Origin of the sequence: Deinococcus aerolatus (assembly GCF_014647055.1) — a bacterium.
Classification (GTDB): Bacteria; Deinococcota; Deinococci; order Deinococcales; family Deinococcaceae; genus Deinococcus; species Deinococcus aerolatus.
On sequence record NZ_BMOL01000025.1, the window covers coordinates 23,176 to 34,370 of the forward strand.

The 11,195-nt window shown below is 64.9% G+C and carries 11 protein-coding genes; 8 read left to right on the forward strand and 3 right to left on the reverse strand.

Translation table 11 applies throughout. From position 1 onward, the window contains the following. Positions 1–52 precede the first annotated feature (52 nt). The 5 genes from IEY31_RS16865 to IEY31_RS16885 all read left to right on the forward strand — a co-directional run bounded on the left by IEY31_RS16865 (position 53) and on the right by IEY31_RS16885 (position 5,686). On the forward strand, positions 53–3,007 hold the full coding sequence (locus IEY31_RS16865) for a type I restriction endonuclease subunit R (RefSeq protein ID WP_188974122.1): 2,955 nt from the start codon (positions 53–55) through the stop codon (positions 3,005–3,007). Positions 3,008–3,096: 89 nt separating this feature from the next. Next, on the forward strand, positions 3,097–3,675 hold the full coding sequence (locus IEY31_RS16870) for a hypothetical protein (protein WP_188974123.1): 579 nt from the start codon (positions 3,097–3,099) through the stop codon (positions 3,673–3,675). Positions 3,676–4,097: 422 nt separating this feature from the next. Next, a complete protein-coding gene (locus IEY31_RS16875) occupies positions 4,098–4,718 on the forward strand; it encodes a hypothetical protein (protein WP_188974124.1) in 621 nt (206 codons plus the stop codon). 58 nt (positions 4,719–4,776) lie between these two features. Further along, complete coding sequence (locus IEY31_RS16880) at positions 4,777–5,244, forward strand: hypothetical protein (protein WP_188974125.1); 468 nt, start codon at positions 4,777–4,779, stop codon at positions 5,242–5,244. Positions 5,245–5,317: 73 nt separating this feature from the next. Continuing rightward, positions 5,318–5,686, forward strand: a complete 369-nt coding sequence (locus IEY31_RS16885) for a hypothetical protein (RefSeq protein ID WP_188974126.1) — start codon at positions 5,318–5,320, stop codon at positions 5,684–5,686. Positions 5,687–5,777: 91 nt separating this feature from the next. On the opposite strand, the gene IEY31_RS16890 is transcribed toward IEY31_RS16885, so the two are convergent. Together IEY31_RS16890 and IEY31_RS16895 are read right to left on the reverse strand one after the other, a co-directional pair. Continuing rightward, positions 5,778–6,656, reverse strand: coding sequence for a phage NrS-1 polymerase family protein (locus IEY31_RS16890; RefSeq protein ID WP_188974127.1), 879 nt, complete (start codon positions 6,654–6,656; stop codon positions 5,778–5,780). Beyond that, on the reverse strand, positions 6,653–7,741 hold the full coding sequence (locus tag IEY31_RS16895; RefSeq protein WP_188974128.1) for a zinc ribbon domain-containing protein: 1,089 nt from the start codon (positions 7,739–7,741) through the stop codon (positions 6,653–6,655). Before IEY31_RS16895 ends, IEY31_RS16890 begins: the two co-directional genes overlap by 4 nt. Before the next feature lie 102 nt (positions 7,742–7,843). On the opposite strand from IEY31_RS16895, the gene IEY31_RS16900 reads away from it, so the two are divergent. Both IEY31_RS16900 and IEY31_RS16905 read left to right on the forward strand, forming a co-directional pair. After that, the gene (locus IEY31_RS16900; protein ID WP_188974129.1) at positions 7,844–8,584 is read left to right on the forward strand and encodes a hypothetical protein; all 741 of its coding nucleotides are present in this window, start codon (positions 7,844–7,846) and stop codon (positions 8,582–8,584) included. A gap of 292 nt (positions 8,585–8,876) precedes the next feature. Continuing rightward, entirely contained in the window at positions 8,877–9,332 is a 456-nt protein-coding gene (locus IEY31_RS16905) for a hypothetical protein (protein ID WP_188974130.1), read from the forward strand. Positions 9,333–9,435: 103 nt separating this feature from the next. Here the strand turns inward: IEY31_RS16905 and IEY31_RS16910 are convergent, their stop codons facing one another. After that, positions 9,436–10,149: a hypothetical protein gene (locus tag IEY31_RS16910; RefSeq protein WP_188974131.1), complete on the reverse strand. Its 714-nt coding sequence runs from the start codon at positions 10,147–10,149 to the stop codon at positions 9,436–9,438. Between the two features lie 286 nt (positions 10,150–10,435). On the opposite strand from IEY31_RS16910, the gene IEY31_RS16915 reads away from it, so the two are divergent. Next, complete coding sequence (locus IEY31_RS16915) at positions 10,436–10,900, forward strand: hypothetical protein (RefSeq protein ID WP_188974132.1); 465 nt, start codon at positions 10,436–10,438, stop codon at positions 10,898–10,900. The last annotated feature ends 295 nt before the right edge of the window (positions 10,901–11,195 follow it).

Genomic DNA, 11,195 nt, shown 5'->3' on the forward strand with positions numbered 1-11,195 from the left:
TCCTACGTCGCTTGATGGTTGCTTGATGGCCAGCCCCGAGATTGGAGACACCATGACGACAGACACCACAGAAAAAGGCCTGGAGAACATCATCGTCGCCTCTCTCACCGGGAATGGCTGGCTGCCCGGCCGCCCGCAGGACTACGAACGTGAGTACGCCGTGGACCTCGCGCAGTTCACCGCCTTTCTGGAGGCCACGCAGCCTGCACTGGTGGACGCCTTCGACCTGAAGAACGCCTCGCCCACCCGCCTCAAGTTCCTGTCACGCCTGCAGGGCGAGATCACCAGACGCGGTGTGGTGGACGTGTTGCGCAAGGGCGTGCACCACGGTGCCCACCACCTGGACCTCTTTTACGGCACGCCCACGCCTGGCAATGTGAAGGCGGCCGCCCTGAACACCCAGAACCGCTTCAGCGTGACCCGGCAACTGCGCTACAGCCGCGACGAGACCGCGCTGGCGCTGGACCTGGGGCTGTTCATCAACGGGCTGCCGGTGGCCACGGCGGAACTCAAGAACAGCCTGACCCGGCAGACGGTGGCCGACGCCGTGGAGCAGTACCGGCGGGACCGTGACCCGCGGGAGCCGCTGTTCATCATGGGACGCTGCGTGGCCCACTTCGCCGTGGACGACGCCGAAGTCCGCTTCTGCACCGGGCTGCAGGGCAAGGCGTCGTGGTTCCTGCCGTTCAACCAGGGCTGGAACGACGGGGCCGGCAACCCGCCCAACCCGCACGGCCTGAGGACCGCGTACTTCTGGGAAGAGGTGCTGCGCCCGGCCAGCCTGACCAACATCCTGGAGAACTACGCCCAGATCATCGCCCCGGAACACCCGAAGACCAGGAAGAAAAAGCGTCAGCAGATCTTTCCCCGTTATCAGCAGCTGGACGTGGTGCGGAGGCTGCTGGCCCATGCGGGGGAGCACGGTGTCGGGCAGCGCTACCTGATTCAACATTCGGCGGGCAGCGGAAAATCGAATTCGATTGCGTGGCTCGCCTACCAGCTGGTCGGGCTGGAGCGCGGGGGCCAGCCGGTCTTCGATTCGGTGGTGGTGGTGACCGACCGCCGCATCCTCGACAAGCAGATCCGGGACACCATCGGCCACTTTGCCCAGGTCGGCGCCACCGTCGGGCACGCGGAACATTCCGGCGACCTGCGGACGTTCCTGCAGGGCGGCAAGAAGATCATCATCACCACCGTCCAGAAATTCCCCTTCATCCTGGACGAGATTGGACTCGAGGCCGGCCGGCGCTTCGCCATTGTGATCGACGAGGCGCACTCCAGCCAGAGCGGGCGCAGCGCCGCGGCCATGAACCAGGCCATGGCGGGAGACGACGGCGAGGAACACGATCCCGAGGATCTGATCAACGACACGCTGGAACGGCGCATACAGACCCGCAAGATGCTGACCAACGCCTCGTATTTCGCGTTCACGGCCACGCCGAAGAACAAGACGCTGGAGACCTTCGGCGTGCCGTTTCACGAGGACGGCAAGGTCAAGCACCGGCCATTCCACGTCTACTCGATGAAGCAGGCCATCCAGGAGGGCTTTATCCAGGACGTCCTGCAGAATTTCACGCCGGTGGAAAGCTACTACCGTCTGATGAAGACGGTGGAAGCGGATCCCGAATTCGACACGAAAAAGGCACAGAAGAAGCTGCGCCGGTATGTGGAGGGCCACGAACACGCCATCCGGATCAAGGCGGAAATCATGGTGGATCATTTCCACGAGCAGGTGATCGCCCTGCGCAAACTGGGCGGCGAGGCGCGCGCCATGGTCGTCACCGGCAGCATCCAGCAGGCCATCGACTATTTTCATGCCATCCAGACCTACCTGGCAGAACGCAAAAGTTCTTACCGGGCCATCGTCGCCTTCTCCGGGGAACCGGAATACAAGGGCGTCAAGGTCACGGAAGCGGGTCTCAACGGCTTTCCCTCCAACGACATCGCCGAGAAGATTCAGGAAGACCCCTACCGCTTCCTGGTCTGCGCCGACAAGTTCCAGACCGGCTACGACGAGCCGCTGCTGCACACCATGTACGTGGACAAGCCGCTGTCGGGCATCAAGGCGGTGCAGACCCTCTCCCGCCTGAACCGGGCCCACCCGAAAAAGCACGACGTGTTCGTGCTGGACTTTCAGAACAGCACGGACGGCATCCGCAAGTCCTTTGAGGACTACTACCGCACCACGGTGCTGAGCGACGAGACCGACCCCAACAAGTTGCACGACCTGAAGGCCGATCTCGATGGCCACCAGGTCTACGCCCAGGCCGATGTCGACACCCTGGTGGAGCTGTACCTGAACGGCGCCGCGCGCGACCGGCTCGATCCCATCCTCGACGCGTGCACCGCCTCCTACAACGATCTCGATGAAGACGGGCAGGTGGACTTCAAGGGCAAGGCGAAGGCCTTTGTGCGCACCTACAGCTTCCTGGCGGCCCTGCTGCCCTACACCACGCCGGGCTGGGAGAAGCTGTCCATTTTTCTGAACTTCCTGATTCCCAAGTTGCCCGCGCCGAAGGAAGAGGACCTGGCACGCGGCATTCTCGAGACCATCGACATGGACAGCTACCGCGTGGAAAGGAAGGCGGCCGTGCAGGTCCAGCTGAAAGACGCGGACGCGGAGCTTGGTCCTGTACCGGTTGAGGGGGGCGGCCACCTGAGCGAACCGGAACTGGACCGGCTTTCGAACATCGTCAAGGCCTTTAATGACCAGTTCGGGAACATTCCCTGGACCGATGCCGACCGCCTGCGCAAGCTGATCACCGAGGAGATTCCCGTGATGATGGCGGCCGACGTTCCTTACCAGAACGCCCTGAAAAACTCGGACCGGCAGAACGCGCGGATTGAGCACGACCGGGCGCTGCGGCGGGTGCTGGTCGGTCTGATGAAGGACCACACCGAACTGTTCAAGCAATACGCGGACAACGCCGATTTTAAGCGGTTTGTCCAGAACACCGTGTTCGACCTGACCTCCACAGGGAGCGAGATGGGGCCGCCGCGCCGTTGACGACTGGTGCGGTGAGACCGCTGCTTCAGCACGCCCTCGCTGGGGGCGCAGTTGTCCAGGGACACCATGGAGACATTCACGCCTCTCCTGTGTCGACCATCATCGGTGGGACAGGCCTGGCCAGGCAGACGGACTTCGCTCCACTGACCTACAAAATCTCCGTTATTCTGGCCATACGAGTCCTGGAGGCGAGCCTGATGCTGCGTACAGCGAATTCAGCGAGGAAGTCGATGCTGACCCGGCCGGTGACGGCCCGGCGCCTGGCGCGCGGACTGCCGGCGGGCATTCGAATGCTGCAGACGCTGGGACTGACCCGCGAGGAACAGGCATCGCTGCTCGGTATGACCACCCGCAACCTGCTGCGGGCCGGAAGCGGGCAGATCCCCGAACTCACCCAGGACCAGTTGACCCGGCTGAGCCTGGTGGTTGGCATCGACAAGGCCCTGCGTCTGCTGTACGACGACGTCACGGTCGCTGGCTGGGCCCGGCGTGCCAACGGCCGTCACCCTTTTGACGGCCACACGCCGCTGGACTTCATGCGTCAGGGCGGGATTCCGGCAATGTACGAGACGCGTCGACTGCTCGATTCGGACCGCGGCGGGCTCTTCTCGGTCAGTCCGGAGGCGCACGAGGCCGCCTCGAACGTCGAGACGGTGATCGAGCTCTAAAAGCTCCAGCACCGCGCAGGGCCCATCCGTCAGGGCACCAGCACGCTGCGCAGCGGGGGCTCACTTCAGTCAGCTCTTCGGGCCAGGTGACGCGCTCGCCTTCAGAATCGTTCCAGCGCCGTTCCATACGGCGCGCACACCAAAGCCGTGGGACGGCTCACCACCGGCTGCCCATCAACCGCCAGACCCAGGGTTCGCGGTTGCAACGCACACACCAACAAATCAGGGCAGCCGACGTGCACGCAGGTGAACACCCGCAGCGCTGGACGTGAGTTCCTTCCCAACATTCAGGCGCACGGTGACCGCCGCTTGGGCAAATGTGCATGAGGACAAAATACGTCGGCGAGGGAGGGTGCGGGGAGGAACTTGTGTACTAGAACATGGATCGGCGAACACTCAGCCCCTTTCGGAGGAACCTGACCTTGACCAACCCGCCTCCTTCTTCCACGCCCAGCAAGGCCCGGACCTCGCTGGCTGCGCAGATTCTTTCTGGATATCCCGGCGCCATTGCGTTGGGCCGCATCATCCATGGCCGTCCTGTCCCCTCCCGTGAGCAGGTTCTGGCCCTTCATGCGCTGTTCGGCTTGCTTCCACAGACGGTTGTCCTGGACATCGACACCGATGCGATGCAGCTCCGGCTCACCGGCGCGCCCGCTGATGCCCTCACCATGCCGTGCCTGCGCCAGGCCCTTGATGCCCTGTTGCCCGGATCACCGCATCTGCCGTGGGCCTGCCAGGTGCTCGGCCCCTGGACCCTCTGCCACCGCTCCAACGCCGAGAGCGTCGCGCGCCTGGAAAAGGCCGAGGTCTGGGAGCTGGCCCCCATGGCGTTGGCCCGTGTCCGGGAACACAACCTGGAGGCGGATCTGAACCGCCCTTTTTTCCAGCTGGATCTCGGGCCCTGGGCGGCAGCGACCACCAGTTGGACCGAAGCGCACCGCTCGCTGCAGTCTCTCGCCTGTTTTATGAACAGCAATGGCCTGCTCGGTGCCATGCACTGGTTGGCCAACGATGGCGCACGCCGAGAGCAGGCCAACTCCTGACGCCCCTCGCCCTGGGCGAGTCAACGGAGCCCAGCCTTTTCAAAACGAGGACGATCCCGTGAAGACAGAACATCTCCAAATCAACCTCCCGGTTCAGGCGGATTCTCACATCGAGAGGCTGATGCGCTGGGTCGCTGACCCTGCAGACCTCAATGCGCTCGTTTGCGACTCGCTCGCCGTGTTCGTGATACATGCGGAGCGCGCGGCTCAACGGCTCTGCCTGACTGAACCGGAGGTGGGCGCGCTGCTTTCCACGGTGAGGGACTTGACCATCGACCCGGAATCGGCCCAGTTCCTGCCAATGGTTCTGAAGGACGCACTGGAATTCGGCCTGGCCGACGAGTGGAACATTGATGGCATCAGCCTGCTGTGGCGGCTCCAGGCCCTGCATTCTTTCGAAGCGACAGCGCTGGCCATGACCCTTAAGGCCGCGTGGACTATCAGAACGCGGTATGGAGGCGACGCGATGAAGGCGGCGCATTTCCTGGGTCTGCTGCCCCCCAAGGCCACTATCCATCCCATGTAAGCATGAGCCAGCCACTTCATCCACCAGTCAACCCGAAAGAGCAGCAGTCCCACAGGGAGGCATAACCGCACCCATGACCGAGCCCAACCGTCCGATGCCCAGCTTTCGCGACAGCGACTTCCAGGAGTTTCAAGAGGGTCACATCACCGAGGTGCTGGCGCTCCCCAGAGATCAGCGTTACCAGCGCGCCTATGCCCTCATGGGCAAGGACCGCCGCGTCGCCAGCTACCATGCCGGTTACGAGGCCGGCCTCGCTGCCTGCGTGCCCCTGCCCCTCCAGGCCCGCTTCGCTTCGGGGCAGCGCGCAATAGACACGCTGCAGCGCCTGCAAGCGCTCAGGTACGAGAACCGACACGCGCTCTCCGACGATGACCTCCTTGATGACCTGGCACGCGCTTATGGTTCGTATGACGGACACTGGTACATGCTGCCGGAACCCTGAGCAGGAGCGGCATCGCAGGAGCAATTGCGGCATGCGTCAAGTTCATTTCCAGCCCCCCCTGTGCCCAACATCATCGGTGTGACAGGAACGATCAGCCCGCCGGACTGCGCCACACAGGCCCGCCGAGGTCGAGTGCGCGCCGGATGGTGCGCTCCAGGTAATCCCCACGTTCCCATTTTTCGCGGCGCAGCGCCGTCCCTTCTAGCAGGCGGCGCAGCTGCTCAGGATCTGGAACCCAGAACCTGAGCATGCGCACCGCCGCGAAATCGCCCTCACTGGCAGTGGGATAGCCCGCTCCGGCCCAGTCGCCGAACTCGAGAAGTTGTCGCGCGCGGGGGCCGTTTGCAGCTGTATAGAGCCGCTGCAGCACCGCGCGGTCTGTCAGCGTGGCCCCCTCTCCCTGGGGCGAACGCGGAGCTGACGCCACCTCCAGCCGATCCAGTACGGCGCTGAGTGTGCCCAGCGCACGGCCCCGCCCACCCAGAACTTCGCCGGTCACGGTCACGAACCCGCTCCCCAGCACTTCGATGCCTGCCTGCCGCCGGTTGCGCGGGAGACTGCCACGCAACCACAGATGTGTTCCGCCGCCCGGCGACCGCTCCGCATAGCCCGGCAGCGTCGACAGCAGGGCCTGCGCCCCCGTCGTGAGGGGCAGATCCACATCCAGGGCCGCCAGCCCGAGCCCGGGGGACAGCGCCACACCCACCCCGCCAGCGCTGTGCTGGCGGGCGAGATGATGTGCCTCAGGCAACGTGAGGCCAGCGCCGCGGCAGTCGATCGGACGCAGACTGCCGGCCCTGGGCAGCGCGGGCACTTTGCTGGTCTTTCCATTGGCCCGGGGCAGCGCCAGCCACGGCAGCCAAGTCGCCAGCACGACGAGCTCGGGCGGCAGCGTGACCTGCAGATGATCCAGCCGGCGCAGCCCAGGAGGGCAAAGCGCTTTGCCCTCCTGGTCCAGCGCAATGGTCATGGCACACCCGCGGCCGCGCGAGCTCGGAGTTGCTGGGCGCGCAGCAGTTCCCCCCGATACCGGCGGACCAGATTTCTCGCTGCGTTGAGGTGTGCATCCAGGGCATGGCCGCGGGGGCACGTGAATACGCGTCCCCGCCGGGTGCCCCGGGTGGCTCCCGGGCACTGGCTACACAGTTGGCTGGTAAACGCGGCGGGAACCCGCACCACGCGAATGCCGCGGGCGTGGGCGCGCTGCGGAAGCCATGATTGGTGCCAGTCCGCCACCGCGTGACGACGGGCCGCATTGGGAAAGTTGTTCCGGAACCCGCCGTAATCGAGCTGCTCCAGCACCAGTGTGCCGGCCTCGGCCAGCACCGGCACCATCAGCGCTTCCAGCGCCGCGCGCGCTGCGGTGTAGTTGAGGATCCGCGCGAGCGCCTGGACCTCAGCCGACTCGCCAGCGGGCACAGTCGGCTGGGCGATGTCCCAGGTCGTTTCGTGCCGCTGGCCCCAGGCCGCCGTCGCCAGGGGACGCAGCCCGATATCCACGCCGATCACGCCGTGTCCTGCGGGCGTGGACCCACTGGGAGCCTGCCCGTACAGCACCACAAACCATTCTTTTCCCCGCAACACCAGGCGGGTCCGGTCTCGGAGCCACGTGGTTGGCACCCAGATATCGTCGATCAGGTCCACGGCCGTCGAGGGTTGACGGCCCTGGGCGGCTGCCGCGCGCACCCCGGCCAGCCAGGCCGCCTCTTCCGCCTGGGTCATCGGCGCCAGCAGCGCGGTCATCAGCGGCTTGATGTCCGGGTACTGGGAGTAGCCGTTCGATGCCGTAATGATCGAGCAATATTCTTGTTCAGGCAGGCGGTAGAAATCGCCGCTGATGGTGAGGTCGCCCAGTTGAAGCTGGCGGTCATGCACCAGCGTCTGGGCGCTCAGCAGCGCGCTGACCGGGCGGTAGACCTGCCCCTTTTGCATGACCCGCAGCTGCTCGTCGCTGGGCTGCAGCTGGCGCTGCGCAACCGCCTGGCGCAGGTACGGATACGCGCTTCTGGCTACGGGCAGGACGTGGTAGGTGATGTTTCTGTTCTTTAGGCTCATTCGGCCTCCTTGCCGCCGGGGCTGTCATGTTCTTTTCTCCCTTTGGCGCAGGAACAAAATCCTCTGTCCGGGTGACCCTGCTCCCCCTGGTTACGGTGAGGTATGACGATTCCCCTTCCCGCCGGCGTGGCGCTCCTGGTGCTGTGCGATGTCGCGGACGCCGGCGCGCTCACGGCCGCCGCCATCACCCGCCAGCGCGGCCCCTGCCCCAACTGGAATGCCCTGATCACAGCGGGTCTGCTCACGTCGCTCGCCACCGTGCGCGGCGCGGTGCTGGTGCTCAGCCCCCGGGGCCACGCGTTGCTGCAGGCCCATCGTCACGGCCTCCACGACCGCGTGAGTGGCGTCGAGCGCGCGGTGGACCGCAGCTATCAACAGGACGCGCTGGCCCTGCTGCAAGACCAGGGCTACCGGGTGATCCAGCCCCACCGCCAGGGCGGGCCCCTGGGCCACGCGCGCATTGTCCGGTACACCGTTGAGGTGCCGGACGCACAGCTGGCGCAGCTGGAAGACGCCTGGCCCAGTCGCCCCCCACCCGGTCCGGGCCAGCCTTTTTACGAATCGCTAGGCCGCCCATCGGTCTACGCCACCTGCAGCCGGGGGGGCCGGGGCCGAAAGGCCATCCAGGGGCTGATCGAGCGCGTGCACCACCGCGACATCGTCACCTGGCGGGCCCCGCTGATCGTGTTCGTGCCGGACCTGGACCCGGACCTGAGGGCCTACCTGCGGCGGCGACACGCTGCGCAGCGCACGGCGGCGCTCGACCGGCAATACGGATCAGGGCAGATGCACGACGGCCGGCCCCGGTGGGCCGAACTGGACGTGCGGGTGCTGCCGATGTAGAACTTTGGTCAACTGGAATTCGTCTGAAGCGCAGACTCCTGGACAGGCAGAGTGCGCTGACGCCGAAAAACCTCTCGAGCGCGAGCTTGTCACCTTGGAAAAGGACGGGTACAACACCGTTTACCGAAGCGAAGTGACCGTCGCTCACCGTATCGGTGCGATCCCGGCCGGACGACTGATGACACGGGGGCGTGAAGGTGGCCACTAATGCTGGCAATACCCGCTGCCGCGTGATTGGCACGAACGCAGACAGCGTCGTGTTCTACGTCATCGGCTGACCTAAGCTGAGTGCATGTTCTTCACAGAGCACGTCGTAGACCTTGCTCAATTCGGTAGTTCCGGAGCGGCGTCCAGCCAACAACCATCCTCCCATATCGTTATGCAGCGTCAAGGTGATGAAGCGCTCATCGAGGGCCAATCGGGGGAACACCCTAACAGATCGACCTATTTTAGTTGCTTTGGCACCGAGGAAAAACTGCGTGATCTGGCAGAACTGCTGTTAAGGAAGGACGACACTGTCGTTCTGATGAGATCCGCCAATCTACAGGGTCACTCGCACAACCGTCCGATTAAGTTTCGATGTCGGCCAGGGAGCCACAGCCTCAGGCTGCTTGATATTGAATATTCCTCTGCAACAGATTACGTACACAAGATCACGCTGAAAGATTTGTGGGACCGGAAGTTGCCTGACAGTCAAGCGGTCGAGTACTTCGCGCGACGTCTGAACGATCTGCTCAAAGATTTCTAGTACAGCGTCAAGCGATTAAATCTGGGCTCGAATGGGGACACATGCGTTCCAGACGAGCTCTTTGACTCTCAAAAAATCAGTTGACCGTGCAATCGTGCATCGGTCAGAGCTCGCGAAACGCGAACAGCGATTTGGTGTGACAGCGGCGGTTTGGGCGGTACGGATCTCGCTCTGACCAGTAGTCGGCGAACAGTGCCGCACCTGAGACCACGCCCGGCAGCTCGTCGTCGTCACGCAGCCGCTGCATCTCGCGGACGATGGGCCGCACCAGGCCGTGGACTGTGGTGACCCACAGAATGTGTCGGTAGCCCTGCTGGGCGAAGCCAGTCATTTTCTCAATTTTCCTGGCGCGCGGGTAGCCGGCGTCCAGCTCCACTGCCCAGTCGTCGCCGTAGCCGGCCGGGCTCAGAATCGCCGCGTCGGGCAGGTGGCCACTCCGCCCCGCGTCGCGGCTGCCCTGCTGGCGTTCCTCAGGCTGCACCAGGTGCCACCGATGGTCATGGGTCAGGCCAGTGAACTGCAGAATGCCGACCTCACCCACCCGCAGCCAAGCCTCAGTCAGGCCAGCCAGATGGCCGAGTTCCGCCGGCGTGTGCTGACGCAGGATCGCCTCGTCCAGGGCAACGAACGTGAGATCGTACTGGCTGGCCTGCTGGGTGGTGCGCGTGGCGACGGTGTAGGTCTGCTGCGGCAGCGTCAGAGGGCGGCTCAGTGGCATCAGGTCATGCCGCCGGAGCTGCGCGGTGGTCATCACCTGGGCGTGGCCAAGGATCTCGCGCAGGTCGCGCTGGCGGGTGGCGCCGTGGATGGGAGTCATGCCCCAGGGTCCCTCCAGGGGGCTTGGTCACCCGGGCGAAGGCATTGGCCCTGACGTCCGTCCCGTCAGCGCCGCTGCGCGCCGCGCTGCAGCACTCCGGAGCGTTGTGCGCCGCTGCCCTTCTTTCGGGTCTGATTATGGTTTTGCAGCGCAAATTCCTCATGTGTTCCAGATCGGGTTCCCTGTCGGGGGCCCGGAATGTCCAGCCCGCGCCGCTGGACAACGCAACCAGCCTGGAGCAGGGCGCAGCCGGGTGGACCGCAGACCCTCCAGCTACGGTCAGTGCATGATTCGATCAGAACTGGCCGACGAACTCGGCGTCCCCCCAGCCTCCGTCAGCAAATGGTTGCAGTACTATTCCGGCCTCACGGGGCGGCCCATCGAGACGCGCCTCGACAGCCAGACCGTTGCCGACATGCAGCGCGCCCGCGAGCTGACGCAGGAACAACCGGGCATGCCGTTCCGTGAGGCCCTGAAGCGCGTGCTGGGACAGTACACCGAACCGGTCCCGCCGGCCAGCGTGATTGAGCTGATGGGCCGGCTCGACACGCTGGATCAGGCGCTGGCCCGCGTGGAGCAGTGTCAGGGCGAGTTGCAGGCCAATCAGGAGGCGATGACTGTCAAGCTGGAGTTGATCGCGAAATATCTCCGGAGTCATTTCACCCGACGCTCTGGCACAGATGGTCCCGCTGAGTCAGTTCTCGCCGGCAACGAACCCATCCGCCCCCCTGAGCAGGCTCCGGATCGCTGAGCAAATCGTCCGCTCGCGCCTCCCGGACAGCGAGGAGGGAACGGGCGTCCTTGGCGGCCCGTTCACCGGAAGTCAGACCCCGGCGATAAATTCGGTTAACCATCCGAGTGCCAGTTCTGGATACACCTCAGACGCTGGCCTGTGAGGCCACTGCACGAGGGGGCCGTCCCGCGGGACGGCCCCCCCACTGCTCCGCTTCAGGAGTCAGCGCCCCACCATCACCGTCCCGGTCACCTGCGCCTCATTGCCCGCCAGATCTGCGGCCACCACGGTCACCTCGTGCGTCCCCTGCGGC